Origin of the sequence: Paenibacillus sp. NRS-1782, assembly GCF_050467685.1 — a bacterium.
GTDB classification, from domain to species: domain Bacteria; phylum Bacillota; class Bacilli; order Paenibacillales; family Paenibacillaceae; genus Paenibacillus; species Paenibacillus terrae_A.
This window is the reverse complement of the sequence record NZ_JBITPH010000074.1, coordinates 1-26779: the sequence shown is the minus strand read 5'-3', so window position 1 is coordinate 26779 and position 26779 is coordinate 1. Positions and strand designations below refer to the sequence as shown.

At 43.7% G+C, this 26779-nt stretch carries 26 protein-coding genes and 1 riboswitch; of the genes, 8 read left to right on the top strand and 18 right to left on the bottom strand.

Features of this window, described 5'->3' with window-relative positions:
- The coding region (locus ACIFQM_RS23750; RefSeq protein WP_430066274.1) for an MFS transporter at positions 1-1146 on the bottom strand (1146 nt) is incomplete at its 3' end.
- Between the two features lie 133 nt (positions 1147-1279).
- The gene (locus ACIFQM_RS23745; protein WP_430042328.1) at positions 1280-2191 is read right to left on the bottom strand and encodes a LysR family transcriptional regulator; all 912 of its coding nucleotides are present in this window, start codon (positions 2189-2191) and stop codon (positions 1280-1282) included.
- A gap of 177 nt (positions 2192-2368) precedes the next feature.
- Here ACIFQM_RS23745 and ACIFQM_RS23740 point away from each other — a divergent pair, with 177 nt between their 5' ends.
- Both ACIFQM_RS23740 and ACIFQM_RS23735 read left to right on the top strand, forming a co-directional pair.
- Positions 2369-3559, top strand: a complete 1191-nt coding sequence (locus tag ACIFQM_RS23740) for an MFS transporter (protein ID WP_430042327.1) — start codon at positions 2369-2371, stop codon at positions 3557-3559.
- Positions 3560-3588: 29 nt separating this feature from the next.
- Positions 3589-4479, top strand: a complete 891-nt coding sequence (locus ACIFQM_RS23735) for a shikimate dehydrogenase (RefSeq protein ID WP_430042325.1) — start codon at positions 3589-3591, stop codon at positions 4477-4479.
- A gap of 95 nt (positions 4480-4574) precedes the next feature.
- Here the strand turns inward: ACIFQM_RS23735 and ACIFQM_RS23730 are convergent, their stop codons facing one another.
- The 8 genes from ACIFQM_RS23730 to ACIFQM_RS23695 form a co-directional block, all read right to left on the bottom strand.
- The gene (locus ACIFQM_RS23730; RefSeq protein WP_430042324.1) at positions 4575-5801 is read right to left on the bottom strand and encodes an RtcB family protein; all 1227 of its coding nucleotides are present in this window, start codon (positions 5799-5801) and stop codon (positions 4575-4577) included.
- 195 nt (positions 5802-5996) lie between these two features.
- The gene (locus ACIFQM_RS23725; protein ID WP_430042322.1) at positions 5997-6998 is read right to left on the bottom strand and encodes a Gfo/Idh/MocA family protein; all 1002 of its coding nucleotides are present in this window, start codon (positions 6996-6998) and stop codon (positions 5997-5999) included.
- Positions 6999-7190: 192 nt separating this feature from the next.
- Positions 7191-8087 (bottom strand): Rpn family recombination-promoting nuclease/putative transposase, encoded by an 897-nt coding sequence (locus tag ACIFQM_RS23720; protein WP_430042320.1) that lies wholly within the window; start codon positions 8085-8087, stop codon positions 7191-7193.
- A gap of 205 nt (positions 8088-8292) precedes the next feature.
- The gene (locus ACIFQM_RS23715; RefSeq protein ID WP_430042317.1) at positions 8293-8934 is read right to left on the bottom strand and encodes a deoxynucleoside kinase; all 642 of its coding nucleotides are present in this window, start codon (positions 8932-8934) and stop codon (positions 8293-8295) included.
- The gene (locus tag ACIFQM_RS23710; RefSeq protein WP_430042315.1) at positions 8931-9554 is read right to left on the bottom strand and encodes a deoxynucleoside kinase; all 624 of its coding nucleotides are present in this window, start codon (positions 9552-9554) and stop codon (positions 8931-8933) included. The genes ACIFQM_RS23715 and ACIFQM_RS23710 overlap by 4 nt, the downstream gene beginning before the upstream one ends.
- A gap of 181 nt (positions 9555-9735) precedes the next feature.
- On the bottom strand, positions 9736-10335 hold the full coding sequence (locus ACIFQM_RS23705) for a response regulator (protein WP_430042314.1): 600 nt from the start codon (positions 10333-10335) through the stop codon (positions 9736-9738).
- Positions 10332-11465, bottom strand: coding sequence for a sensor histidine kinase (locus tag ACIFQM_RS23700; RefSeq protein WP_430042312.1), 1134 nt, complete (start codon positions 11463-11465; stop codon positions 10332-10334). The genes ACIFQM_RS23705 and ACIFQM_RS23700 overlap by 4 nt, the downstream gene beginning before the upstream one ends.
- 98 nt (positions 11466-11563) lie before the next feature.
- The gene (locus ACIFQM_RS23695) at positions 11564-12619 is read right to left on the bottom strand and encodes a fatty acid desaturase (RefSeq protein WP_430042310.1); all 1056 of its coding nucleotides are present in this window, start codon (positions 12617-12619) and stop codon (positions 11564-11566) included.
- Positions 12620-12838: 219 nt separating this feature from the next.
- Positions 12839-12923, top strand: a riboswitch (ZMP/ZTP riboswitch).
- A 113-nt stretch (positions 12924-13036) separates the two neighbouring features.
- Between ACIFQM_RS23695 and ACIFQM_RS23690 the strand changes: the two genes are divergently transcribed.
- The 4 genes from ACIFQM_RS23690 (at position 13037) to ACIFQM_RS23675 (ending at position 14872) form a co-directional block, all read left to right on the top strand.
- On the top strand, positions 13037-13903 hold the full coding sequence (locus ACIFQM_RS23690; RefSeq protein WP_430042308.1) for a bifunctional 5,10-methylenetetrahydrofolate dehydrogenase/5,10-methenyltetrahydrofolate cyclohydrolase: 867 nt from the start codon (positions 13037-13039) through the stop codon (positions 13901-13903).
- A 214-nt stretch (positions 13904-14117) separates the two neighbouring features.
- Positions 14118-14276 (top strand): hypothetical protein, encoded by a 159-nt coding sequence (locus ACIFQM_RS23685; protein WP_430042306.1) that lies wholly within the window; start codon positions 14118-14120, stop codon positions 14274-14276.
- Positions 14273-14539, top strand: coding sequence for a hypothetical protein (locus tag ACIFQM_RS23680; protein WP_430042304.1), 267 nt, complete (start codon positions 14273-14275; stop codon positions 14537-14539). The genes ACIFQM_RS23685 and ACIFQM_RS23680 overlap by 4 nt, the downstream gene beginning before the upstream one ends.
- 39 nt (positions 14540-14578) lie before the next feature.
- Positions 14579-14872: a hypothetical protein gene (locus ACIFQM_RS23675; protein WP_430042487.1), complete on the top strand. Its 294-nt coding sequence runs from the start codon at positions 14579-14581 to the stop codon at positions 14870-14872.
- A 29-nt stretch (positions 14873-14901) separates the two neighbouring features.
- On the opposite strand, the gene ACIFQM_RS23670 is transcribed toward ACIFQM_RS23675, so the two are convergent.
- The 3 genes from ACIFQM_RS23670 to ACIFQM_RS23660 all read right to left on the bottom strand — a co-directional run bounded on the left by ACIFQM_RS23670 (position 14902) and on the right by ACIFQM_RS23660 (position 20338).
- Positions 14902-15924, bottom strand: a complete 1023-nt coding sequence (locus tag ACIFQM_RS23670) for an ABC transporter substrate-binding protein (RefSeq protein ID WP_430042301.1) — start codon at positions 15922-15924, stop codon at positions 14902-14904.
- A 365-nt stretch (positions 15925-16289) separates the two neighbouring features.
- On the bottom strand, positions 16290-19151 hold the full coding sequence (locus tag ACIFQM_RS23665) for an S-layer homology domain-containing protein (RefSeq protein ID WP_430042299.1): 2862 nt from the start codon (positions 19149-19151) through the stop codon (positions 16290-16292).
- 488 nt (positions 19152-19639) lie between these two features.
- Positions 19640-20338, bottom strand: a complete 699-nt coding sequence (locus tag ACIFQM_RS23660) for a hypothetical protein (RefSeq protein ID WP_430042298.1) — start codon at positions 20336-20338, stop codon at positions 19640-19642.
- Between the two features lie 229 nt (positions 20339-20567).
- Between ACIFQM_RS23660 and ACIFQM_RS23655 the strand changes: the two genes are divergently transcribed.
- Together ACIFQM_RS23655 and ACIFQM_RS23650 are read left to right on the top strand one after the other, a co-directional pair.
- On the top strand, positions 20568-21086 hold the full coding sequence (locus tag ACIFQM_RS23655; protein ID WP_430042296.1) for a GNAT family N-acetyltransferase, cg3035/Rv0428c family: 519 nt from the start codon (positions 20568-20570) through the stop codon (positions 21084-21086).
- Positions 21041-21178: a GNAT family N-acetyltransferase gene (locus ACIFQM_RS23650; RefSeq protein WP_430042294.1), complete on the top strand. Its 138-nt coding sequence runs from the start codon at positions 21041-21043 to the stop codon at positions 21176-21178. The genes ACIFQM_RS23655 and ACIFQM_RS23650 overlap by 46 nt, the downstream gene beginning before the upstream one ends.
- A 114-nt stretch (positions 21179-21292) precedes the next feature.
- On the opposite strand, the gene ACIFQM_RS23645 is transcribed toward ACIFQM_RS23650, so the two are convergent.
- The 5 genes from ACIFQM_RS23645 to ACIFQM_RS23625 form a co-directional block, all read right to left on the bottom strand.
- Positions 21293-22672 carry an amino acid permease gene (locus ACIFQM_RS23645; RefSeq protein WP_430042290.1) on the bottom strand — a complete coding sequence of 460 codons (1380 nt, stop codon included), beginning with the start codon at positions 22670-22672 and terminating at the stop codon, positions 21293-21295.
- A 568-nt stretch (positions 22673-23240) separates the two neighbouring features.
- Positions 23241-23684, bottom strand: a complete 444-nt coding sequence (locus tag ACIFQM_RS23640) for a HEAT repeat domain-containing protein (RefSeq protein WP_430042286.1) — start codon at positions 23682-23684, stop codon at positions 23241-23243.
- Between the two features lie 317 nt (positions 23685-24001).
- The gene (locus ACIFQM_RS23635; RefSeq protein ID WP_430042284.1) at positions 24002-24526 is read right to left on the bottom strand and encodes a VOC family protein; all 525 of its coding nucleotides are present in this window, start codon (positions 24524-24526) and stop codon (positions 24002-24004) included.
- Positions 24527-24573: 47 nt separating this feature from the next.
- On the bottom strand, positions 24574-25200 hold the full coding sequence (locus tag ACIFQM_RS23630; protein WP_430044439.1) for a type 1 glutamine amidotransferase family protein: 627 nt from the start codon (positions 25198-25200) through the stop codon (positions 24574-24576).
- A gap of 113 nt (positions 25201-25313) precedes the next feature.
- On the bottom strand, positions 25314-26276 hold the full coding sequence (locus ACIFQM_RS23625) for a helix-turn-helix transcriptional regulator (protein WP_430044437.1): 963 nt from the start codon (positions 26274-26276) through the stop codon (positions 25314-25316).
- Positions 26277-26779: the final 503 nt, after the last annotated feature.

The window sequence follows — 26779 nt, the reverse complement described above, 5'->3', positions numbered from 1 at the left end:
AAAGACTGATGCTGTACTAGATATTTGAGAACTCTTCAAAAGAAAGCCTGTAAACACAGGGATGACTGTGTACGATACTGAAGTTGCTGTGTAAATGAACCCGGTGATCTGTCCTTTTCGTTGACTGAAAAACTCACTCATTACGGTCAATGTCAGTTGAAGCACACCCGAAATGGAAAATCCAATGACACATGAGCTAATAATGGCCGCAGCATGTGATTTGAAAAGAAGTAGTGCTCCAAAAGCCAACAAAGAAATGCATGGATAAATGAGAATAATATGAACCGGTTTGACCCACTTTCTTAACACAATCACCAATACGAACACGGAGACGAGAGAGCCGACATTGTAATAGACTAATAATCTCAGGGACTCTGATTCAGTCATACCGATAAACTGCTGTCCAAAAGTAGGCAGCCACAACTGAACAATATACAGCAAGGTAGGCCCGGTAAAGCCGAGAACAATAAGGCAAAGCCCTTCCTGCCAGAAGCGCGGCTTGCTCCGGTCATTTGCTTTTAGCTCTACCGTATGTTCTACGTTAGATACAGATGTATCGTGAACTGGCTCCTTGGGCGCCTGAATCCGCATGTCTGGAAATTTCATTTTGAACAGGTAAATCGCATTCAGACCAAATATGAGCGCTGGTAAAAAGAACGAGAACCCGTAAAAAATATCATGGTTCATAAAAAAGATAATCATTAACGGTAAAAATGCCGCCCCGATGGATATAAAGCCTCTCACCAGCACGGTAGCAGAGCCGGAGGATTGGGGAAAAGCTTCGATCAGAGCTGGATAGGTGCCTGAATCAAGAAAAGAATTCGCTACGCCTGCCAGCACAGCCAGCACCATCGCCATTTCAAAGCTGGGGCTTAGCGGTATACCGACTAAAAAAACGGCCATTAGTAGCCCTGCGGCCACAATAAACGGCTTGCGACCATAACGGTCGGAAAGCACCCCGGATATGTACAGCGTAAACAGCCTGCCAAATCCCATTGCGGATACCAGAAGACTGATTCCCGCCTGATCTGTATGCAAATGCTCGGTTAAAAAGGACATGTGTGACGCCAGCATAATGTTAAACATACCGAACAAAAGATAGTTTACATAAAGGCCGGACGCCACTGGAAAAGAAGAACGTTTCATCGTGAATTCACCTGCTTTTGTAAGTAAGTCTTGTAGTGTCACAAATGTGAATCATTTCACATTATCCGTGTCGATGATGAAGTATAGAACACATTTTTAAATTTATCAAGTTCAAATATTGGGAGAGACACATTTAAACACGCTGATGCGTTTTCAAATAAAATTCCTCACCGTAGCTGAGCGCAAAGTTCCGAAAGTCCACTACAGCCGGGGATAAATACCTGTTTTTGATGCTCGCCAGATAGATAAAACGCTCGTATTCGGGATTAACAATAGGCAATGTTTTGACGTTAAAATAATCCAACGATGAAATTCGAGGCATGACTGCAATTCCGTAATTCACAGATACCAGCCCTGCCATCGCCGTGTCCTCTTCAATCTCGCAAATGATCTCTGGAGTAACACCTACTTTGGCGAATAAGTTTTCAATAATGGGACGGATACCGCTTTTTTTGTTAAAAAAGATAAAAGGGTACGCTGCCGCATCCTTGAGATCAATTTGGTTCAGGGAAGCCAGCGGATGATCTGGTGAAACAATAACAACAAGCTCCTGCTGAGCCAACGGAATGAATTCAACGTCCGGTTCATTTTCCATGTGCGAACAGAACGCCACATCATAATGCTCCTGCTTCAAGCCCTGGATAATATCGTTCGTATTCCCTTGATGAAAAGAAAAGGATATGTCTTTACGGGCATCCGAGGCCGAGAAGGCTTGAATGATCGCTGGAATGAAGTGAGAGCCTAACGTGTAAATGAACGCCAGATCCACATTCCCATGGCTTGGGCTAACCAATTCCCGCAAGTTGTGCTCTCCCTTCTCCAATTCATCCATCGCATGCTCCACATATTTTAGGAAAAATCGTCCGTATTTGTTCAGCCGAACATTCCTCCCCTGCTTCTCAAACAAATGAACCCCCAGATCCTTTTCTAATTCTGAAATTGCATGGCTTAAACTGGGTTGAGTAATACATAGTCGCACAGCTGCTTGGGTAAAGTGCTCCATCTCTGCAAGTACACGAAAATATTGTAGTTGCTTCAGGTTCATAATTATGCCGTTCCCTTCTTTAATTTATATTTTAAATTATAGACCTAAACTATGGAAAACGTTAGAAATATGCATTGGATTTATAATAACACTCCTTATATAATAAAGACATAGAAACAATGTGAATTTTTTCACTATTAATCCATGGATCTAAAATTCAAGTTGGGAGCTACACTTATGAAAAATCCTTACATCAGAATGGCAACAGGGCTTTACATCAACTATTTTCTTCTGGGTATGATCAATGTTATTCTCTCCTCGAATATGAGCTTCCTGACCGTGCAATTGAACACGGATAAGGCTGCCATCGGTTATCTGGTGTCAGCCATCGGGATCGGTAAGCTGCTGGCTCTCGGGGTAGCCGGGAAAATGTCAGACAAATACGGAAGAAAGCCGCTCGTTGTGATCGCATCATTTGCTTATTTAATTTTCCTGATCGGTATTCCCCTTGCACCTAACTATACGTTGGCATTCGTATTTGCCATTATCGCAGGGCTTTGTAACTCCATGATGGATTCGGGAACGTATCCGGCATTAATTGAAGGTTTCGGAAAAAAAGCTGGTTCTGCAACCGTCTTGGTCAAAGCATCCATTTCTATCGGTGCCATTGTTATTCCGTTCATGATTGCATTCTTTATCGATCACAATATGTTCTATGGCTATTCCTTCTTTATTCCGGCAGGTATTTATCTGCTAAGCGGTATCTTCTTATCGATGACAGCCTTCCCCAATCACAAAGCTGAGGAACAAAAGACTCCAACCCAAACTGTCCAATCAGCAAATACTTTCCGCAGTGAGCCTAAGTTTTGGCAAGAGGGTCTGTCTCTGATCATTATCGGTTTTACTTCCACTGTATTGTTCATGGTCGTGCAGCTATGGCTTCCTACCTTTGGTCAAGAGGCCCTGGGCATGGAGAAAGCCAGTGCCATTAAACTGCTAAGCTACTATAGTATAGGTTCGTTGGTTTCCGTTATTCTGTTAGCCGTGGTGCTTGGCAGATTCATTAAACCGATTACCGTCATGATTGTGTATCCGTTTGTTGCACTGCTTTCCTTGCTGGCTTTAATTACATGGCACAATCCTGTCGCTACTATAATCAGTTCGTTCTTAATCGGATTGTCTACCGCAGGTATATTCCAAATTGCTCTCACCGTTATGACTGAATTTTTCCGCAAGAATAAAGGGACTACGACTTCTCTCGTGAACATTGCAGCCAGTCTTTCGTTCATTCTGATGCCGTTAGCTACCGGGGGCATGTCCAAGAGCCTCGGAATTACTTCCGTGTTCATTCTGGATATTGCGATTGCCGTAGTCAGTATTTTGCTGGCCGTGTTTGTTGCTTATCGCTATAAAAAAGTGTTTTATTAAACTACACAGATAACCTGGAGGCTTATATCATGAAAAATGCTGGGCGTATTGACGGAAGAACACAATTAATCGGATTGCTTGCTACACCGATCGGACATTCCTTGTCCCCGGCTATGCATAATCTTGCGTTTGAAAAACTGGGCCTAAACAACGCGTATATGGCCTTTGAAGTTGGAAATGAACAGCTGGAAGAAGTGGTACGTGGGATGCGTGCTCTGAATGTACGTGGTTATAACGTGTCCATGCCCAACAAAACAGCCATTGTGCAGTACCTTGACGAGCTGGACGACAGCGCCAAATTTACAGGAGCAGTCAACACCGTCGTGAACACGGATGGCAAGCTGAAGGGCTACAGTACAGACGGATCTGGTTATGTTCGTAACCTGCGTGAACATGGTATTGATCTGAAAGTTAAAAAAATGACACTCGTCGGCTCTGGCGGCGCAGCTACTCCGATTGCTATTGAAGCGGCTCAAGCAGGTCTGGCTGAAATTTCAATCTTTGCCCGTAACGATCAGTTCTTTGCCCGTGCAGAAGAAAATGTCCGTATTATTAATGAAGATATGAAACACACCCAAGTCAAAGCGAATATATATCCTCTGGAAGATCAAGAACAACTGCGTGAAGAGATCCGCACCAGTCATATTTTCGCAAACGGAACAGGTGTCGGCATGAAACCACTGGAAGGCAAAAGCGTACTTGAAGATACATCCATGCTTCGTTCCGACCTGATCGTGACTGATGTGGTATACAGCCCGGCTAAATCCAAGCTGATGGAGCAAGCTGAATCCGTTGGCGCAACCGCCATTAACGGTCTGGGCATGATGCTGTGGCAGGGCGCACTTGCTTTCGAGCTGTGGACAGGCCAAGAAATGCCAGTCTCTTATATCAAGGAACAGCTGTTTGGGGACCGATTGTAAGAATTAAAAGGACTATACTACTCAAAAGAGACTATATCCGGCGAATGATCGTTCCTGCCGGGGTATAGTCTCTTTTTTATGATAAAATCATTTCATTAATCCTTATACGGGTCGAATTCATTCGCCCCAGCCATACATACTCCAATAGGCTTAAGCTCATGCAGAACCTCCACCGTTTCGGAATGAGCGTCCAGCACCTCACGCAGCTGGCGGTAAACAAACGGGCTTTCATCCGTACCCGCTCCGCGCAGCTCAACACCATAGTTCTGAACGGCCTCCTTCATCTGTAAGTCCGTAATCTTCCCGCCGCTACGCATACGGATTTTCCAGTTCATTTTACCAGCTGCCTGGGTACGGCTCATAATGCGCCCTGCGCCATGAACTGTACTATAGTAGGAATCTCGATTTTCTATCGTATCCCTTCCGCGTACAATCACCGAAATATCGCCCATGCTTCCACCAATAAAACCCGTTTGGCCAGGAGCCGAGGGAGTGGCGCCTTTGCGGACTACAATCGTGTCACGTCCATCATGCTGTTCTTTCCATGCATAATTATGGTGGTTATGCACGGCAAATTCCGCTTCGGTGCCCATAATACCAAGCACCTGTTCTATCACATAATCCCGTCCAGCATAAGCGTAACGCCCGGCAAGCCGCATCGCACGGTAGTACATGTCTCCCAGCTCACTATTCATGTCCAGCAGGACTGGCGGCTGATCCATATGCTCTCCCGGCGCTTTTCCAAGAAATTCTCGTCCTGCCGCCAAATTTAGAAATCCGCTTGCTGTTTTGTGTCCAAAGCCCCGGCTGCCAAAATGATTTGCAATCCATACCTGCCCTGTCGCTTCCTCCACAAATACATCAACAAAATGATTACCGCTCCCCACCGTACCCAACTGGTCTCTTGCCAAGGATTTTAGCTTGTCATGCTCCTGTTTCCCAATCGCAGCATATACCGCCCAATCCGGGTCATCGAACAGTTCATGATCGACCTGAACCGCATTTACACGGCCTACGCCAAAGGAAATATGACGTGCAATCTCATCCAAAATGGATGAAATACGCGGCAAAACATCTGCTGCGAACAGCTTGGTTCTAACCGCCTTATTTCCGCATCCGATATCATACCCGACACCCGAAGGTGAAATTTGTCCGTCATATACCATCACGCCGCCAATCGGCTGACTGTAGCCTTTATGATGATCCGCCATCAGCAGCGCCTGAATCACATTACCATTCTCCGCACAAGTACGGGCTTGAGATAACGCCCCTGCATCGGGCGCTCCCCACACCCGAACTCCATTTATTTCCATATAAGCCACCGTTTCATCCTCCTGTATTTAACTTCATATCAAACGTTGAACTTGTTATTAACATTATGTATGTTTTACCAGCTTTCGAACAGGGTGAAAGTATTACAAGTACAGCAGCAGATGTCCCGTAAGAAAATGAAAAAGGATATCCTACAGTCTTGTTGGCCGCTTGGATACCCTTTTTAGGTGGAACTATTTAACCAACTAATGTGCAGACGTATTTTTCAAATCCGCTTCAAAACGAAGACCAATCTGCTGTCTTGCATCCTCCATCACTTCAGCGACTGCGAGTGAACACTCCAGTGAATTAATGGAGCTATTACGTTCTCCGCTCTTAATCAGATCAATAAACTCCTGAATTTCATAATACATCGGTTCACGGGTCTGTGCTTTCGTCAGATCCTCAATCGTGCCGTCCCGATAATGAATTTTCACCTCATACGGCTGGCTTATTTTGTCGATCACCATCGTTCCATTCTCACCCTGAATTTCGGCAGGCAAATATGAATCGGTAATCTTGGAATGCATGACGACGGCGTCCATATCCAGATATCGCATAGCGATGCTGCCTTCCCCATCTATACCAGAAGACAAGAGCACGCCAACCGCGCGAACTTCCTCCGGTTTGCCGAACAATGCCACCATAGGATACAGGCAATAAACCCCAAGATCCATCAAGGAGCCATTCGAAAAAGACGGATTAAAGGCATTCAGCACTTTTCCTTGCTTAAAAGCATCAAAGCGTGATGAATATTGACAATAACTTGCAAAATAACGCCGAACCCGACCAATTTTATACATATGGTCCTTAACAATCTTAAAGTTTGGCATAAGCGTGGACTTAATGGCCTCCATCAGCAAAACATCATTGTTGTGCGCAGCCTCAATCATGCTCCGCACCTCCGTTGCATTGGAGGCAAACGGCTTCTCGCACAGCACGTGCTTTCCGTGATTCATACACACAATCGCTTGCTCCGCATGCAAGGAGTTGGGACTGGCAATGTATACGGCATCCACCTGATCACTTGCAGCCATTTGCGCCAGGTCTGTAAATACCTCCGGATGGCTGCTGTACTTGGCGGCAAAGGCTTTGCCTTTATCCTCTGTTCGTGAGTACACCGCCGTCAGGGCAAATTCGTCCGTCTCTACTGCGGCTTGAATAAATCTCTCCGTTATCCAGTTGGTTCCAACTATACCAAAACGCATCACAGTATCCCATCCTTCCCCGAGAGTCATTTACATTTAATATATGTATCTATTCTCGCATTCTGGCCTAAGCTTGTCCACTATACGGTTAGGCATACTTCGTTTTTAGAGCTTCTCATTCGACAAAAAAAGACTGCGGCCATCAGCTAATTCATTCTGATTGTACCACAGTCCTTGTATGATGTTTCTGATTTATACTTCCAGCGAACGCACCTCTGACTCGGATAAGCCAGATGCTTTTACAATCACATCGATCTCAAGCCCCATATTCAGCATATTTCGTGCAATTTCAATTGCCTTCTGACGCTCTCCTTCAACTTTACCTTCAACTTTACCTTCTGCTTTACCTAGCTTCAAGCCTTCTTCCCTTGCGCCTTCGATCATGGAAGCCTCATCATGCAGGTACTTTTGTCGGGCTTCATACTGTAAACGCGCCTCTTTATCCTGACTTAGAAACTCCAGCGTAGTCATCGCCTTTTTCAAACCGGGTTCATTCATGGCTAGTACCTCCCATTGAGATGGATTACTTCCCTTTAGAAACAGAAGCCAGTTGACCAAGCCACCGCTACCAGCCGGAATCTCGTGCTCATCCAGTTTGGGCAGTTCCAAAAAATGCAACTCCATATCATCACTAAACGGGATGCCCGTACGATCCTCCGTCAAATGAAACACATTATGATAACGGCTGTTCGGTAGGAAGGAATAATTCAAAATATTGATCGTTACACACTTTCTCAGCAGCTTATAGGATTGTCCTTCGTACAGTTGTCCTGCATACTGCTTACTCCAATAAAACAAAGTTCGTTTATCCATGTCATACTTATTGAAAAGCTGCATCTCCACATTAATGAGCTGACCTTCCAACGTTCTGGCCCGAATATCCAAAATAGACTGCTTATCACGCGGTGCGTCCTTATCCGTATACGGATTCAAAAGTACAATTTCCGTTAACAGAGGCCCCCCCGCTTCCTCAAAGGTACGATTTAGAAAGGTTAAAAGCACATCACGATTTTCCTCGCTTCCAAAAATGCGCTTAAACAAAAAGTCATTGCGGGGGTCCAGCATTTCTACCACTAGAATCAGCTCCATCTGCTCATATTATACCACGATAATAAATAAGAAAGAACAATCAAGAACACATGTTCTCATATTCATCCATCAAAATATACCAGCTTCATGACCGACAATCCATATTCCTGATGGATCATTTTCAACGTGCTTACCTGCACATATGTGCAAGGCTTTTAGAAATGTATAGCACAAAAAAACCGTCCTCACGGACGGTCAATATTCTTTATTTTTTAGAAATTACCTTGCCTACCTCTACCAAAATGGCATCCATAGAAGCGGGGTCATGCACGTCATATTCATCAATGTTCAGACGCAGCACAGGACAGGCATCGAACTCGTTGATCCAATTGGAATATTTGCGATACATTTGCTCCCAATAAGATCGCTCGGTCTGGATTTCCATTTCACGACCGCGCTCCTCGATCCGGCTCAGTATGGATGGCAAGCTGCCCTCCAGATAGACCAGCACATCCGGGTGCGGGAAAAACGGTGTCATCACCATCGCCTCAAACAGACTGGTATACGTTTCATAATCCGTAGGGTTCATCGTCCCCTGATCGGCATGCATTTTCGCAAAAATTCCTGTGTCCTCATAAATCGAACGGTCCTGCACAAAGCCTCCACCGGACAAGAAGATGTTTTTTTGCTCCTTGAAGCGCTCGGCCAGAAAATAAATTTGCAGATGAAAGCTCCATCTTTCGAAATCGTGATAAAACTTCTCCAGATAAGGATTATGATCCACCTTCTCCAGTGAGGTTTTAAAGCCCAGGCGTTCAGCCAACGCAGCCGTTAGTGTGGATTTCCCCACACCTACCGTGCCCGCTACCGTAATCAGGGCATTCGCCGGAATGTTGTATTTATTCATTGAATAAGCTCCTTTACATCAGAAACAATCTGTTCAAATTGTGCTCGGTTTTCTACAAAATCAATCTCATTCCCGTTAACAGTCAATATCTTGGGAAAAGGAGCCTGCTTGGCGAGAAATTGTATGCCATTATCATAATCGGTGATGAGCTGCTCCAGATATGCCGGGTCCATCTCTTGTTCAAAGGAGCGCGCCCGTTTGCGAATTCTGCCCAGCAACGTATCCAAATCGGCTTTAATGTAGATGATCATATCCGGCTTAGGCATATCGTCGGTGAGCAGATGATAGATTTGGCGATATTTTTCGAGCTTCACACCCTTTAGCGTTCGCTCAGCAAAAATCAAATTTTTATAAATATGATAGTCGGAAATAACAGGCTGTGCTTTCTCGATATATTGCAGGCCAGTATCCTCCAGTTGCTTGTACCGATTGCAGAGAAAGAACATTTCCAGTTGGAAGCTCCACTCATCTATATTTTGATAAAATTTATCGAGAAACGGATTCTCCTCGACAATCTCTTTAATCATTGGCATATGCAGCTCCGTTGAAAGCAGGGAAGCCAATGTCGTTTTTCCTGCTCCAATCGGCCCTTCAACGGCTATATATGGGGCTTGTTTCATATGGTTCCGTTCCTCCTTGCACTTCGGTCCATCCCATGGACAGCTATCCTATTGTATCACAAGGAAGTAGGCTAAAGGCATATACTTTCTCTTATGTATCCTCCGATAAAACAACAAAACAGAGGAGCTATGTCTTCCTTCATAGCTCCTCTGTTTCTCCTTGGACATTTCTGCCTTACGCTTATTTAAACCAGCCTTTTTCATTAAAACGCGTAATCGCCTCAATTCGATTGCTGACACCCAGCTTATCCAGAATGACTGAAATGTAATTGCGCACCGTTCCTGTCGTTAGGTACAGCTCACTGGCAATCTCTTTGGTGTTCTTCCCATCAGCAATGAGCGACAAGACGGTCTTCTCACGCTCGGTCAGCGGGTTAACTTCCGCATAAGCATCATCGACCAGCTCTGGAGCATAAATGCGGCGGCCTGCCATAATACTTCGAATCGAGGAAGCCAGTTCTTCACTGGGACTGTCCTTGAGCAGATAACCGTGCGTGCCTGCCTTGATGGCCCGTTCAAAATATCCGGGACGGGCAAATGTGGTCAGAATCAGCACCTTGCAATTCAAGCCTTTGAGCTCCTCAGCCGCATCTAATCCGCTTTTGATTGGCATTTCGATATCCATGATGCATATATCTGGCTGATGCAGCTTGACCAGCTCTAGAGCCTCTTCCCCGTTGCTTGCTTTTCCGACTACTTTCATGTCCTCTTCCAAGTCCAGCAGGGAGGCCAAAGCACCCAGCAGCATACGCTGGTCTTCCGCAATAACGATTCGAATCATGGCCCCACCTCCTCATTTGGCTTTTCAGTGATATTCGGCACTTTTATGATCAGGGCCGTTCCCTGATCTGAACGCAGCTCCATACACCCGTTCACAAATTCGAGCCGTTCCTTCATCCCTTGCAGACCATTCCCCCGAAAGGCTGCATTTTCTCCCGTAACGCCGACTCCATTGTCCTGAATCCGAAGGGTCAGCTCCTTACGAGACGGCTCAATGGCAATGGAGCAGGCTGTAGCGCCACTGTGCTTAACCACATTGGTCACCGCCTCTTTCATGCACATACTGAGCACATTCTCGTTCATTAAGGACGTATGCTCCAGCTTCGGATCGCCCTCCAAGGTGAATTCAATGTGAGCAGCCTTTAAAATCTGCCGAATACGCAGTAATTCATCCTCTAATCGCATACCTCGCATCTGAGTGACCATTTCCCGCACTTCTTTTAACGCACTTCTCGCCGTAAGGCGAACATCGTTAATTTCAGCGTGAGCCCGCTCCGGGTACTGATCCATCAGCTTGCCAGCCAAATCACTTTTCAGTCCGATGAGTGACAGCTTTTGACCAAGAGTATCATGCAGGTCGCGCGCAATTCTTTGCCGCTCCTCTAGCTTAATCAATTCCGATATTTTCTTATTAGCATCCTCCAATTGTACTTGAAGCCGATCGCTTTTATTACGATTAAATGTAGTTATCGGAATCAAGATTACACCAAGCAGATTCAGCAGAATAAAAGGAAGCTGCTTAATAAAAACAGGATTTTCAGAAACAAAACCATAATTGATCAATCCAATGGTACAGACCATCAGCACAATATACAGTGTAGTGAATGCGGCCTTGCTTTTGATATTACCAATCAGGAAAGCGATAAATATCGAGAAATACATATAGCTGAATAACAGCGTCATGGTTATGGATATCGCAATCTGTACACTGGTCCAGAAGTAGATCAGCCAGCCTTGAGAGACAAAAGCCAGTACATAACAAGCAAAGAACACTAAAATAAAGGCGGTACCCAGCACGATATGACTTGTAGATGAGGAACTAAAATAATAGAAGGGCAGGATATAAAAGACAACCCATACATAAGGGTTAAGTCCCGTATTTCTTTGAAAAATCTGATACCATTTTTGCATCCTGCCCACCCTTTATGCTTCTTGAGATTGTTGCAAAATACTCATTTCGCTAATTCAGCTTATACCCCTTATCTTATCATACCGTGCTTCGTACAAAGTTATTTTCTTTCTGTGCTCACAACAGGTGTAGGGACGGGTTTCGTAACGGCAGCACGTTTGCTAAGCAACGGCTTCACTTGTTTAAAGGTCAAAAAGGTTTTCGTGCTTTCATCCCAAAGCCGGAACTTCAGAGATTGCAGACTTGTGCTCACCGTGATAGTCGTCGCTTTTTGAAGCTGCGGGGTGGCATCATGCGCCTTCTCCAAATTGTAATTCGGTACTTTCGGACTCAAATGATGAACGTGATGAAAGCCAATATTGCCCGTAATCCATTGCAACACCTTAGGAAGCTTATAATAAGAGCTGCCTTCTACGGCTGCATTAATATAGCTCCACTCTTCATCATGCTCAAAATACGAATCCTCAAACTGATGTTGTACATAGAATAACCAGATGCCCAGCACACCTGATACAAAAAAAATAGGTGTCTGTATCAAAACAAAATTCTGCCATCCGATGGCCCAGCACAGCAGAGCGTACAATACGACGAGGGAGACATTCGTCAAATAGGTGTTCATTTTTTCCTTGCGTTTTGCCTTCTTTGTGTTAAAGCGATAGGAAATCAAAAAGGTGTAGATCGGACCGAGTCCGAACATCCCCCATGGACTCCGGTATACACGATAAGCCATTCGTGTCCATGCAGAAGCTTCTACATACTCTTCCACCGTAAGCACCCACATATCACCTGTGCCCCGTTTGTCCAGATTACTGCTGGTTGCATGGTGAATCGCGTGGCTATTTTTCCATTGTTCATACGGGCAAAGTGTAATAATACCTGTAATTGTGCCCACAATGTCATTCAGTTTGCGACTTTTGAAGAACGATTGATGACCGCAATCATGAAAAATGATAAATGCTCGTATAACAAATCCGGAAGTAATAATAGTAATCGGAAGAGTCAGCCAATACGATACCGACAGACTAAGATAGGCGGCATACCATAGCAGGATCAGTGGACCCAGGGTATTAAAGAGTTGCAGAACGCTGGATTTCGTGTTTATTTTCTCATAGGGAGCCATATTTTTTTTCAATTGGGCTAATGGGAGTTGTGTCATACTTATTTATGATCCTCCTTTAAAATGACGCCCGTACTTTGATCTCGTCAGGCGTACATGTTGATCTAACCTCAGTATAAGGGGATACCTGTGTTGGATGTAGTCATAAACGTCAGTTCGGGAATATGACATTTGTCATATAGACAAATAACATGACCTCTTTGCCAAATGTTCACGGGTTTCCTTTCGGAAGATTATTTGTTAAAATATAAGGTAAATAACGCTGTATGTGACTGGCGAAGTCAGTGGAATCAACCACGAGGGAGCATACAATGAAAGCGTGCCGTTCGCCTGGGAGAAGTATTTGCAGAGGATTCGTCTGTCGTGACGACCTTGTGCAAATACTTTTTTTCGTTTTACAAGACCATGACACCCTGTTGATTCCATCATGCGATAAATTCAGAGGAGGTTCAGACTATGGCTATCATTATGAAATCCAAAGAAGCAGCTGACAAAGTGTATGCAACGATCCGTAACAAAGTAGAACAAATGAAACAGCAAGGGCATCGCCCTCATTTGGCAACACTGTTGGTAGAAGGTGATCCGGCATCTGCTTACTACGCCCGGACCAAGCAAAAAATAGCGGAGAAGCTGGGCATCTCCTTTCATCTTCATACCTTTGACCGCCATGTAAGCGAAGCTGAACTCCTTCACCTGATCGGTAGCCTGAACGAAGCCTCTCATGTACATGGTATTATGTTGGAATTGCCTCTTTCCCAGCATTTATCCACCTCTGCCATTAAACAATCCATCGCCCCATACAAGGATATTGATGGAATTACCCCAGGCAACAAGCTGGCTACCGTTACAGGTGAAGCCGGGTTGTATCCCGCTACGCCTCAAGCCTGCATTGAGCTGCTCAAGCATTACGGTCACACCTTGGCAGGCAAAAACGTCACCCTTGTCGGCATAGGACAGACGGTGGGACTCCCCCTTTTTCACATGCTGCAAAGAGAAAATGCCACCGTTACCGCCTGTCATGCAGGCACACGTGATATTGCAGAGCATTTGAGTCATGCAGACATTGCCTTTGTCGCAGTCGGATGCCCTGATGTGATTACACAGGATATGGTTCATCCCGGTCTGATTTTGGTAGATGCGGGAATTAACGAGACGCTGGAGGGAAAAATAGTGGGGGATGCCGCCTTGGACGTTGGAGAAAAGGTACATGCGATTTCTCCGGTTCCCGGCGGTGTCGGCACATTAACAACTGCGATTTTGTACAAGAATCTGCTCAAAGCAATAGATCTGCAACACTACTCCAGAGAGGTGGCCTATTCATGAGTGAGCTATCTTGGAGTGATTCCCTTGGACATTTCGTACGCAGTCGAATAACGGGCTAAGAAATAACCTCCAAATCCATGTCTAAGCATGGGTTTCTGGAGGTTATTTTTTTTGGAATTGATTTATTTTGGAAAACTTTTCTATATATTATTCATCAATGTATATAAGTAGATATTCTCCTTATATACATTGATGAATAAATGAGGAAAAACGCATGAAAAGACGTACTCTGTTAATCAGTATGATCGCGTTGTTATTGTTCAGTTCCAGTGCATGGGCGGCCGAAGATGAATCGACGTCCCGTATTCGTTCCTATGGTTCCGGGAGTCTGATTCAACACGATGGGAGCTTGTGGTTATTGGGCTATCCTTGAAATTCATTCCTCTGGAAGAGCTAGAAAACATCATAGACGTGCGTATTATGAATGATCATGTGCTGGCCCTAAACGCCGAAGGAACCGTATTATCCGCTGATCGAATCGAAAATGGTGGTAACTTTGCTCCTTTTCAAACCCTATCCAGCATCGAAGATGTTACAAAATTGAATAGTTACTATGAAGAAAGACCGCAATATGAGGAACGCTGGATCTTCTTGAAGAAGGACGGTACCGTATGGACATGGCCCAAGGTATTTTAAAAAAACACTACCCCCTCCGAAGCTTTATCTGCATCGCAGATTCAAGCCTTATCGGACATCAAAACAATTAAAACCAATAGGAGTTCCAATCTCGCGATTGATCGACAAGGACGGTTATGGTTCTGGGGGGTCAACAAACATGCGCAGCTTGGCATAGGGGATTATGAATTTCTCTACAGTACGCCGGTTCCTGTACAAAAGCCGATTCTCGTCCGTCTCAATGATACACCTGTCTCCCTAAGTAACGGTGTCATTACCCGCAACGGGCAGGCGTTTATTCCCCTTCGTTCTGTTTTTGACAAGCTGGGGGCCGAGGTCGCGCTCCCTATGTAGTAAAGTGCTTGCGAATGTGGATCATATACTTATTTTCTCGCTTTATTCTCTGTTTCTCTTTCAATCAGCATATCCACGATCATATCAATCTGCCCGGTAATGGCGATAGGATCATAGCGATAGTACGTATCAAAGTCGTTAAAGAACACTCTATTGTTCTTCACCGCAGGCAGGTTCCCCCACACAGCGGACGACTTCAGCTGCTTAAGCGCGTCTCCCTTTTTCTCCGGGTCATAGGTTGTCAGGAACATATAATCTGCGGCGTACTGTGGCAATACCTCCAGCGAAAGCTGTACGGTTTGTTCCTTGGAGTTGGTCGTTTTCTTCGGCATGTTCAGCTTGAGTGCATTGTATACCGCTTGTCCTCCACGACCTGCATTGTCACCGAAAATCCAAAGAGCGTTTTTGTCCGTCAGCTCATACAGACCAAAGGTAGCCTTGGGATCAATGACGCCTTTAAGACGTTCGCGGCCTTCGGCAGCCTTTTTATCAAATGCGGCAATAAATTGCTCTGCCTTCTCTTTCTCCCCGGTGATATCACCAAACAGCTTGACCGTATCGTAAATATTCGTAGTCGTTCCGTATGGAATATACAGCGTAGGTGCAATTTTGGACAATGCCTCATAGTGGGTATCCTTCATCACCACGATCAGATCGGGTTTGAGTTCCAGCGTCTTCTCCAAATGGGTCGGGTCACCCACCTCTTTGGTCCCTTTTTCCTTAAGTAAATCAATTATGAAAGGATTTTGAAAGGCCGTCGGCTCCACACCCACCACATTAGCCCCTACGGACAGTAATTCTCCGCCGTAAAAATCCGTCACAATACGCTGCGGTTTGATTGGAATTCGAATATCCCCTTTGACCGTTTTAAAGCTTCGCATCTGACCGTCTGTCGTATCAGCATTTTTCTCTCCAGTAGAAGCTGACTCTTGCTTATCTCCTGAAGATGAAGCGGAATGATTACCATTGCTGTTTCCTCCGCAAGCGCTAATGAATACAGACAATACGAGCATCATAGCAGCCAAAATAAAAAACGATGTTTTCTTCAACATATTAGCCCCCTATGTATTGTAAAAATAACCTTTTCAGTATACATGATAATGATTATCAATATCGTATGAAATATATCAGGCAGCTTCCCTGCTGTCAACTTAAAATCGAAGCTTCAAAAAAAGAGGGGGACTGGACTCTCACTGGATTTATGTAAAAGGCTCTTGTAGGTAAACATTCCTCTACAAGCCGAGTTTGGATGGCTCCATGTAGGCCAGAGTTCTTCCAAATTCGATTAGAGAATATTTTTCGCTTAAACCAAAATATCTTTCACTAAAATAAAGGGGCGCCCTATAGCCATTTCCATAGCTTTCGGGCGCCCAATTATAAAACCTCAGGTTTTAAAATATGCTGTTGCTCCAAACTCCTACTGATAGTTCACTTCTTCTGCGAAGTAAATCTCCTTCAAACGATCCTTGACACGCTGAATTTCCTCTGCTGTTAATGGAGCCGTAGGATACAGCTTGAAGTTCCTTCCCGTAATATAGCTTACATCTGTCTTCCTATCCAGGTTGTATGGCAGCTTTGGAACCGAATTTCGGGTATAGTCGGTAAAATCAATAATGGACCATGCCGTATCTCCATCCTCCTTGGATAAAATGATCCGCTGTGAAGCATTTTCAGTCCACAAGTAACGCAGATTGGCCGGTGAATTATTGGAGTCCATAACTGCCTTAATGCCAGAACCCCTAAACATGAGCGAAAATTCTGTATGATCATTATTCGATCCAGCTAACGATTCATAAATCCGTTTCAGCCCGTCCACTCCCACAATCTCGACCTCACGGTCAGTAGGGAAGTGATTCACAAAGTTCTCCCATATTTGAGACATATTTTGATTTTTGGCAAACCAGTTGATGTCTAAAATAATGGACATGTAGTTTACCGTATTTAAACGTTGATACGGGTTATCTAAATATTGCTGTGCTATATACAGTTGTGGTGCCGCATCCGTTTCAGTCATATATGGGTCACCTGGATGGAGAGTCCAACGTGAGGAATCCTTTGTATAGCGTGATCCAATAGGATCAATCGTAATTGAGTTCATAAACACGATACCGCTATTATTTGCAAGCCCCTGTGCTGGAACAATCGGATTATCCTTATTGGACCAGTAAGGCATCAAAGGTGAACCTTCACCATACATGCTGTTAACATTATATTGTGTAGCCGACCACCCCATCGCTGAAGTGATCTTAAAATGATCTTTAAGCCATTGGACCTGCTCAGGGTTCACCGTAAAACTGGTCAATGATTTAGGCAGATACTTCCGGTATTGGTCTGTATCCATGCTTTCAAACACCGAAGGTGATCCCAACGACCCGGATTGGTGCAGCTCATTGAGTGCATTATAACGATACATATACAACCACTCGTTCATCCGTGCTTCCCATTCAGGGAGCTCGTACAGATTATTCGGATACCCATCCAAAATCCCGACTTCATCACCATACTGATCCACATATTCCAAAACCTTTTTAAGCTGCGGGCGATTCGTTTCTACAAAAACAAATCTATTTTCCATGGCCCAGGTCACTTTTAAGTTGGGGCCAAAGTGATCCATCAGCAATTGACGTGCCTGCTCAATTTGGTCTACCGTGGTCGTACTGCCCGCATCTTGTCCCTGTAGCATCATCGAGACAGCAAAATATTGCTTTTTGCGCTCTCCCGGTACTACCGTTAACTCGGCATCGGATATGAAGTGAATTCCCTGAGATGGTGATTCAACCTCGATCTTGAATGGAATGACAGAGTTCACTGTAGGAATCAGATGCAGATTGGCAATATGCCCATCCTCGTCAAATATCCCTCTGGAATCCTCTATCCGAAGCTTCAAGTCTGACGGCAACAAACCTGGCGGTATGACCTCTCCTTTTGCATTTTGAAATACATAGGGCATGCTCCAGGCTACAGGGTCTAGAGTAGTCGCCTGTGAAATGCTGTATGTCGCCAAGTATACAGACCTGATTACACTCGGGTCCTCTATTGGAGGAGTCTTCCCTTTCACAATCAGCTTGGTCTGTGCTTTAAGTACCCGATAGGGTTTGGCAATTGTGACTTCTATCTCTACAGGGATGTAACCATCAGCAGCAGGAATATTTTCGGAACGCGCGATTTTCCCTTTTTCATCAAAAACACCTAATGTATCACTAAATGTGTAAGTGACACTTGTGACGCTGACATCGGGAATGCTTACCAAGCGTCCTTCATTGTATAGCTGGAAGGACAGCTGATACGCAGGATACGTTTCCGGTTGATTTACCAACTCCGGCGCCTTGATTACAACCGCATCCACTACAAAATCCGAGGAACGATCCGGTGAAATCACCGGTGGTTTCGGTCCCGGTGGTCGTGGCGTTACTGGCGGTATTACTGGTGGTCTAGGACTAGGATCTGATGGTATAACTGGCAGCTCAGGCTTGGGCTCTGTTGGTGTTATCGGCGAGTCCGGTGGATCGGGCCTTGGACTATGGCTTCTGGGCTCTTCGATTTCCGGATTCGCACGCTGGTGACTAATTTCCGGCGCCAGGTCGACCACTAGCTTCTTCGATTCTGGTAGGCTGATCGGCTGATTTGTCGTTGCTGCTCCACTTCCTAATGAATCCAGCAAACGCTTGGCACGTTCTCTCAGATCTTCACCGCCTAGCCATATCCGATAAGCAACCAGTGTAGCATCCTGCCGTCTCACAGGCTCTTTGGGGTGGAAATAGTGATTTGTATCCCCCTCCATCAGCTCCAACCGTTCCATCAGCCATACACTCGTTTGTGCATAGTCTGATATATCAGGCTGATCCACAAATCCGGATACACTGGAAGACCGGATATCTTCAGAAACGCTGAAATACCTGGCATACCAAACTGCCATATCCTGGCGAGTCATATTGTGCTTTGCACCGAATAACTGATCACTAATTCCTTTGGTAATGTTCTCTTCCTGCAGGGTCCGCACATAAGATAGAGCCCACGGCGATACATCTGTAAAAGGAACAACACTTCTGGTGTACGACGTTCGTTTTACGGTTTTGGCAAAGATACTCGCCCACTCCTGCCGCGAAATAAAATCTATGGGCCGGAAGCTGCCATCCTGATAACCAGTAACAACCCCTTGAGCAGCCATGGCTTCAATCGCATCAGCAGCGTAGGAATGTTCAATATCATTAAAGGCCCTGTCTGCAAAAACAGGCACAGTATGTACGCAGAACAACCAAACAGCTAGTAAACCAGCCATGTACCGTCTAATTTGTTGTAACTCCTTTTTACATTTCATAAGATTCTAGAGCATTTTCCCTCCTTTATGATGTAATACCAGATCACTTCCCCCTGTGCTCCTTTTCATTTGTGAAAATTATCTCTTTTGTTTTCAAACGAATTTTCATAACCAGTGACACCAAACTGTATATACTTGAATTATCGGAATAATCTCCCTAGATTTGAATAAAGACAGTAAAAAAAGTCGCTTTAGGTATGCTGTATTATCCGTTAAATCGTCATAATTTTAAAGCCATATATCCCGATCATTTAAAATGGTTTTCATTGGAAATTAAATTTTCAACCCTTTTCTTCCATCACTGTATGTTCTCATTGCCAGCGTAGAAATAAAAAAGATAACATCATGTATATAGCCCCGGATGGGTATACACTATGTTATCTCTACTATTGCAGATCACTATCACTTACTTATTTGGATCACTTATTAGCCATCCTATATCATCTGGGTTATTCTTTTGTAGTAGCACCATTAAAAACATAATAGTAACTCTCTGAAATCCCATCTTGCGGATAAGCTGCAGGATCTTCGCTTGTTACTTGACCTACAAGCTCCCGATTTATAAACGTGTGAGTTCCTTCCTCTATTAGCGATTCAGCAGACATACCACTGATAGGTCTTACGGTACTGGACCAGAATGTAACTAAATATATATCGTCAGGATTAAATTGAAAGCGTCCTTCACTTGATGTCCCCTCATAAAATAGCTCAGACAAAGAAGTCGCTTCTGACCCTCTCATAAAAATTCGAATATCACTAGTTCCATTCCATCTATGAGGAATTCCACCTCTGGGATTGACATACTCTACAACCTCAGGCTCTTGGTCGCGAAGAAAATCAGTAACTGTAAATTTGTAAACCGCATCCGTTATGCTTACGGTTACAACTCCAGTTGTTTTCCCCGTTTTATAGCCGCTGAAATCTCCATACACATTTGGGGTTTGGCTTAAAGCGGCAAAAAAGCTTTCCTGATCCATATATTCTATTCTTCCAGGTACTGCAGTCAATCTATATGTCTTCACCTCAGTACCCTTGTACTTGTCCCAAGTATATTCTGTGGTAGCTGCGTAAGATACCCCGCCGTTCCAGCCCAATGATGCTACTACTAGCAAGGATAACATCAAGAGCAATGACCATTTTTTCAACATCTTCCCCTTAACCCCTCTCCATTTGCACTCCAATTATTCAATAAAATTATAGCTTCTCTAAAATTATATTAACAGTTAAAATTTAGAAGAAAGTATAGATAATTTATGTCCTTTGTATATTGGCTAGTACCTAAACAAAATTAGTGCTTTCTTTCTATTTATCTTTGTTTTATTATTCATAAGTATGTATTATTATTCATTCAATCAACCAACCATATGGAGGATACCTATGAACCCCAAAATTATTGAAGAGCTATCCTTGAACAACTGGCAGCCCCTGTCCACTTTACTTTACGATGGATGGATTTTGCGCTTTGCAGATGGTTATACCAAACGTGCCAACTCGATTAACCCGATTCATTATTCAACCTTTGACCTCGATCATAAAATTGAAGAGTGTGAGAGCTTATATTTCAATCGTAACTTGCCCGCAACCTATAAAATCACTCCCTTTATCCATCCTGAGCATTTAGATCGCATTTTAGAGGAAAAGGGCTATTCCCTCATTGACCCGACGAGTGTTCAAACCTTGAAGCTGGATAACCTAAGCAGCCCCCAACTAAATTCGGTGAACATAGATGAACATATGAATGAAGAATGGTTAGAGCATTTTTGCAGACTTAATCGTGTGGAAGATCATCATAAGGGTATCATGGAACGCATGTTATCTAATATCATAACGAAGAAAGGGTTTATCTCGCTTTGCTCAAATGGGGACAAGAACATGGGGCCAAACACAGCTATTTAGCCGTTGTAGCCGAAAACAAACCTGCACAACGGCTTTATGCCAAACTAGGATACTCGGAAGTTTATACGTATTGGTATAGGGTTAAAGCTTGAGCTGTTTTTCCGTTTCCAAAGTAGGTTGCTTTTACCTTGGCAAAAGAAAAGCCGAGCGAACTCAGGGAGTAACCTGAATCTCGCTCGGCGTGATCTCTGCATTTTAGCAGCCTTCTATTTCTTCTCTAATTCTTCAATTCTCTGCCGCTTTCCTATGCCAAAGACAAAATAGCCAACAATGACGATCACCATAAATGATGCTCCGACAATCAGTGGCGTACGTGTATCTGGATTGAACCACATTCCAACGATCACCAGGGACAAGAAGATAATGGTGATATAGTTGCTGATCGGGAAAAAGCGAGACTTGAAGGGATGATCTTCCATTTCGTTCTTCCACTTTTTCCTGAATTTAAATTGGCTGATCGCCATTGCAAACCACGGTACCATGCCTGGAAGAACACTGGCGCTATAAATATACAGGAACAGTTTGGAGTCAGGGATTAAGTAATTAAACAGCACTCCCACCAGTAGCAAGGAAATAGTCGCAATAATACTATTTCTGGGAACCCCGTTTTTGGAAACTTTCCCAAAAAACTTGGGGGCTTGTCCGTTTTTAGACAATGTATATAGCATTCTTCCTGCACTGTAAATACCACTGTTACAACCTGACATCGCGGCTGTGAGAACAACAAAATTGATGATACCCGCAGCGGCCACAATCCCCACTTTGGCAAAGGTTAGAACGAAAGGACTGCCGATCTCGCCAATTTGGTTCCAAGGATAGATCGTAACAATAACAAAGATCGCACCCACGTAAAAAATCAGAATACGCCAGATGATATTTTTAATAGCTTTCCGCAGCGTCATTTTCGGATTTTCTGCTTCACCCGCCGTAATGCCCACCATCTCTATACCTTGATAAGCAGCCGTTACAATACAGAGCGCGAATAAAAACCCTTTCAAACCACCTGCAAAAAAACCGCCATGGCTGTACAGATTGGAGAAACCAATCGGTTGCCCGCCGTTACCTAGTCCAAAGAAGATCATGCCCGTACCAATGATCAGCATAAAGATAATGGCGACAATCTTAATCATGGCAAACCAAAATTCAAATTCTCCATAAAATTTCACAGCCGCCAAATTGGCTAACGCTATAATGATGACACCTGCCAAGGCTGGCAGCCATTGCGGAATGTCAGGGAACCAATAGCCCACATATACTCCAATCGCAGTAACCTCCGCCATCCCTACAGTGACCCATAAGAACCAATAGCTCCAAGCGGTCAAAAAACCAGCCAAAGGGCTGATATATTTATGAGCAAAAGTAGCGAATGAGCCTGTCACCGGTTCGAGAATCAGCATTTCTCCCATCATTCGCATGACAAAAAACATAATAATCCCAGCTAAGAGATAGGCCAACAGAACAGAAGGCCCCGCCCATTTTATCGTACTTGCCGACCCCATAAATAAGCCAACGCCAATGGTGCCTCCAAGCGCAATCAGTTCTACATGTCGTGGCTTTAGCCCTCTCGTTAATTGTTTCGATTCCAAAAGAACGCTCCCCTTCGTATTTGTTCATCATCAAACCTGAAAGATATGAAATACAGCCGCTATCCCAAAAAGGATATGGAGATATCGGTCTGCCGTGATGCTGATCTTGCCAATACAGAGCTACTTCATCATCCGAGTGCGTACAAGGAAATCACGTCCAAATATGAATCAAGCCTAGCAGTTTCTGAGTCCGATCCTACAGTAATGAAAGAATTGTATGACAAAAAAAACGGAAAATCAACATTTGTTAATTAACCAATGGTTAAAGAATAATGGTAAAAAATAGAGGGATGATTTTGCCATTATAGCAGCTTATTCACACTATGTTCACGTTTTCGGCTACTATATGCCACGAAAACGTGTTTATCAGCAACAAATCTCACTATTGTCTGGATTAAAAAATGATCAATTTCCTACAATTTATCCACATCTAATAGCCTTAGTCGCATTCCCTGCATTCTCCCAATATAAAAAAACCTTAACAAAGATAACCCCTTATCCCTGTTAAGGTTTTGTCTGCATTACCAGTAACAATCCTTAAAATACATTCAGTTGTAGGATTCCGACATTATCTTGTCGATAACGAAGCCCATTTTTGCTCCAGCCACGGATCAAACTCAGCACCCTTGTCACCTTCATAGATGTCAAAAATATCGACTCTCATCTTGTGCAGCTTCTCGCGAAAATCGGTATAGGTATGGTCGGCTGGCAGGCTTTTTTTAATCCGCACCAGAATCTTCGTCAAGCCCTTAACAAGCTCACCCTCTTTGCGCACAGGCGGCTGTACATTCTCGCCCCATTCCTGAAGCTTGCGGTAAGCGGCTTCCTGAACGGCATATACCGTATCATTATTCAAGCGGTGTGTCAGCACGTCAATCGTCTGCTGGTTCTGCCATACACCTAGATCATTCACCGCAGCTAGACGCGCTTTCCAATCGGAGGTTCGGTTTACAGCTACTTTAAGCTGCTCATAAACTTCTGTAAATTCCTGTTGAGTTTCGTTGTTTTCCAAAATAATCTCATCCTTTTCTATATCTGAGTCAATCTATATTCGATCCTATAACGGTTCCACCATCAGAACGCTTTGTTCACCTGTTCTTCGATCCTGTGGCTTTACTAAAAAAAGTAAATCCATTTGATGTTCACCATGATTGCCGTTTGTTAAATATAACATACTTGCAGGCCTTCTTCATATCTCGAACCATCTTCTTTATTTACGAACTTACATGGAAAGTTAAATTGGCTGTTGATTGGTCAGGCATTCTTGGTTTGTAAGGGTTGCTTTTTCAACCTCAACATTTAACACTTTTATCAAGACAGTTATTGCATTTATTCTCCACTAAAGCTTTTGGACCATTCAGCAACCCTCCGACTACTTTCTTCTTCTGACAAATCCTCAATCCTAGTCATAATAGACCATCTTACTCCAAAAGGATCCAATATACTTGCGAATCGATCACCTGAAACAAAGTTTGTAACCGGTTCCCTTACTTTTGCTCCTCTTGCTACCGCATTTTCAAGTACCTGATCAACATTCATTACGTAAATTCCTAAAGAATAACACGCATTGTCCTCATCTGGCGGCAAGGCCAATTTATATGCCGGATTCGCTGCTCCCAGCTGCAAAAAACCATTTCCAAAATCTAATTCCGCATGAACAATTATTTTAATGCCATTTCCATCAGGATATTCAGTAATATCCTTAACCCTTGCATTGAAAACAGTTTTATAGAACTCTATGGCCTCAGATGGATTCTTCACTGTTATAAATGGGGTAATAGATGTACAGCCGTTGGGCATTCCGTTTTTTGTATATTTACCTGACACTCCCATATATTCTCTGCCCTCAGTCATTTGTACTCCTCCTTAAATGATCAAATATCAATTTTATGCTTATTCCTTCATTGGATTGAATTCATCAACTCATAGAAATATTTGGATTCCTGAGTCTTATTCAGACTATACCAGGCAGCTAATGTTTCTGAAGAAAACACTCCCAGAGCCTTCAAAACGTGTACAGAAAATTCCAAAGGAGCTATTCCAGAGGCAGTGATCAGTTTTCCATCCGTTACAGCAGACTCCATTTTGTAATACTTTTCACCCGTGTAAGTGGGACAGATCATTTTAAGGTATTCCAGATCATTGCTTGTATGCGGGCGTGAATTCAGCAATCCTGTCTGGGCAAGTCCCATGGTAGCACCACAAATCGCTGCAACCCATATCCCCTCCTTTAAACACCTCTCAACGATTTCTAAGATAGGTTGGTGAATGGTTTCTGTCCATGTATCTCCACCGGGTAAAATCAATGTATCTGTGCTTTCAATGCTGCACTCATCCAGTTTGATGTCAGGCAGTATTTTTAATCCGCCCATTGTAGTTACAGGAGTCTTTTCAATTCCCACGGTAACTATTTTGGATGTGGCCAGCCCCTTTTTATAATATCTTCCTGAGTTCAGTTCGGCAGTTAAGTAGCCTATTTCCCAATCTGACATTGTGTCAAATACATAAAGGTATACTGTATTATTCATGTGCACGTTCTCCTTATTTTACAATTCATCACGTGATACCAACCATCCATCGGTAATCAATGATTATCATCATTATAAAATAGCTTCACTGACATCTGCTGTCAGTGAAGCTATTAAAGTTGATAATATTCCATTAGCTCCGACGCAACAGCAACAAGTTTTTCCTTCAAGCTCTGTGGTTCGATTACTTGAATGGATTTTCCGTAGGATAGGAGAAAATAAGGGACATATATATGAATTGATTTTTCCTCAAGCAAAAAGATTGCTTGATTTGCTGTCCGTTCTTTCAGATGATGCCCCAAAAACCAATGCAGGCATAAGTCATCCAATGCCTCTGACCTTCCTCCGATCATTAAAGAAATTAACCCGTCCTTGCCCACTAAATCAGGTAACAGATTTTGCATAAAAAATTCACGGGCCGAAAAAGCTTCGGGACGCTTAAATATGATTGGAGTCCGCTTGATTTGTAGAATCCGATCTGCCCGAAAGCTGCGGGTCTCATTCCTTAGGTGGCAAAATGCAACGGTATACCATTTATGGTTCCAGTAAACCATTCCATAGGGGTCTATCACCCTATTCTTGGGTTGTTCTTCATGGCTTGTGCGATAATCTATTTCTATAGAGAATTCGTTTGCTACAGCCTGCTCCAATTCCGCCAATACCGGCTGAACAGAAGGGTCTCCCACACGGTTTATAACTTCAAGTCCGGCTAAGTGACGACTAAGCATACTTTCCTGCTCCTGATTCGAATACATTTTCAATTTTGCTGTCGCATTGTCTAATGCCTCACTCAAAGGGTATCCGGCTTCTTTTGCAAAAACAGCAGCATGAAGGAGTGCCTTTTTTTCCTCAATATCAAATAGCAGAGGTGCTCTGATAAAATTATTCAGCAAGCTATACCCGCCATTATGACCTGTGTCGGATATTATAGGCACTCCACTGGCACATAGTGCTTCAATATACCGATAGACTGTCCTTATATTTATTTCTAACTTTTCGGATATTTGTTTTGCAGTCATCTTCACGCCTGAATTCAGCATCCATAGAATGGCCAGCATATTATCGTTTTTTGGCATAACATGAACCCTCATCTTTTATTTTCCAACAATTTTTCAGCCTTTCAATCCTCGCAATGCTCTCCACATGTGTCGAGACGATGGAACGGATGTATTCCTTTTTATTATATATATTGCCTATACTATCAAAAGCTATTCCTTCCCACAACACCCCTTTTTCCAGACGATGCCTGTTCTCCCTTCACTTCTGTCGATCCTACTAATTCCATATGAGCCTGTATTTAATTTACCCGAATCCATGATCACGATTAAATCAGACCCAGACCCCTTCCTGACTTTTGAAAAGCACTTGCTCAAAATTACTGTCAGCTTTCTCTATTCCCATACCTCTGGTTAAAGAACAGAGTACAAAAGCGCTTTTAATCGAAACAATTGTGGAGGCTCCAGAATTCGTTAGCAACGATACGATATTGGATGAATATGTGAAGCTTATATCAGAAGGTGCCACTAACGTTCAGGAAGCAGCAAGATGTCTAGGTGCGTTTATCGCCTCCGGCTCTACA

Excerpts from the sequence above, each read along its gene's own strand:
- ACIFQM_RS23635 (WP_430042284.1), bottom strand. The coding sequence starts at position 24,526 with ATGACTGAGGGCAGAGAATATATGGGAGTGTCAGGTAAATATACAAAA.
- ACIFQM_RS23665 (WP_430042299.1), bottom strand. The coding sequence starts at position 19,151 with ATGGCTGGTTTACTAGCTGTTTGGTTGTTCTGCGTACATACTGTGCCT.
- ACIFQM_RS23725 (WP_430042322.1), bottom strand. The coding sequence starts at position 6,998 with ATGCGTTTTGGTATAGTTGGAACCAACTGGATAACGGAGAGATTTATT.
- ACIFQM_RS23710 (WP_430042315.1), bottom strand. The coding sequence starts at position 9,554 with ATGAAACAAGCCCCATATATAGCCGTTGAAGGGCCGATTGGAGCAGGA.
- ACIFQM_RS23720 (WP_430042320.1), bottom strand. The coding sequence starts at position 8,087 with ATGGAGCTGATTCTAGTGGTAGAAATGCTGGACCCCCGCAATGACTTT.
- ACIFQM_RS23655 (WP_430042296.1), top strand. The coding sequence starts at position 20,568 with ATGAACCCCAAAATTATTGAAGAGCTATCCTTGAACAACTGGCAGCCC.
- ACIFQM_RS23630 (WP_430044439.1), bottom strand. The coding sequence starts at position 25,200 with ATGAATAATACAGTATACCTTTATGTATTTGACACAATGTCAGATTGG.
- ACIFQM_RS23735 (WP_430042325.1), top strand. The coding sequence starts at position 3,589 with ATGAAAAATGCTGGGCGTATTGACGGAAGAACACAATTAATCGGATTG.
- ACIFQM_RS23740 (WP_430042327.1), top strand. The coding sequence starts at position 2,369 with ATGAAAAATCCTTACATCAGAATGGCAACAGGGCTTTACATCAACTAT.
- ACIFQM_RS23625 (WP_430044437.1), bottom strand. The coding sequence starts at position 26,276 with ATGCCAAAAAACGATAATATGCTGGCCATTCTATGGATGCTGAATTCA.
- ACIFQM_RS23685 (WP_430042306.1), top strand. The coding sequence starts at position 14,118 with ATGAAAAGACGTACTCTGTTAATCAGTATGATCGCGTTGTTATTGTTC.
- ACIFQM_RS23715 (WP_430042317.1), bottom strand. The coding sequence starts at position 8,934 with ATGAATAAATACAACATTCCGGCGAATGCCCTGATTACGGTAGCGGGC.
- ACIFQM_RS23745 (WP_430042328.1), bottom strand. The coding sequence starts at position 2,191 with ATGAACCTGAAGCAACTACAATATTTTCGTGTACTTGCAGAGATGGAG.
- ACIFQM_RS23705 (WP_430042314.1), bottom strand. The coding sequence starts at position 10,335 with ATGATTCGAATCGTTATTGCGGAAGACCAGCGTATGCTGCTGGGTGCT.
- ACIFQM_RS23690 (WP_430042308.1), top strand. The coding sequence starts at position 13,037 with ATGGCTATCATTATGAAATCCAAAGAAGCAGCTGACAAAGTGTATGCA.
- ACIFQM_RS23660 (WP_430042298.1), bottom strand. The coding sequence starts at position 20,338 with ATGTTGAAAAAATGGTCATTGCTCTTGATGTTATCCTTGCTAGTAGTA.
- ACIFQM_RS23695 (WP_430042310.1), bottom strand. The coding sequence starts at position 12,619 with ATGACACAACTCCCATTAGCCCAATTGAAAAAAAATATGGCTCCCTAT.
- ACIFQM_RS23670 (WP_430042301.1), bottom strand. The coding sequence starts at position 15,924 with ATGTTGAAGAAAACATCGTTTTTTATTTTGGCTGCTATGATGCTCGTA.
- ACIFQM_RS23700 (WP_430042312.1), bottom strand. The coding sequence starts at position 11,465 with ATGCAAAAATGGTATCAGATTTTTCAAAGAAATACGGGACTTAACCCT.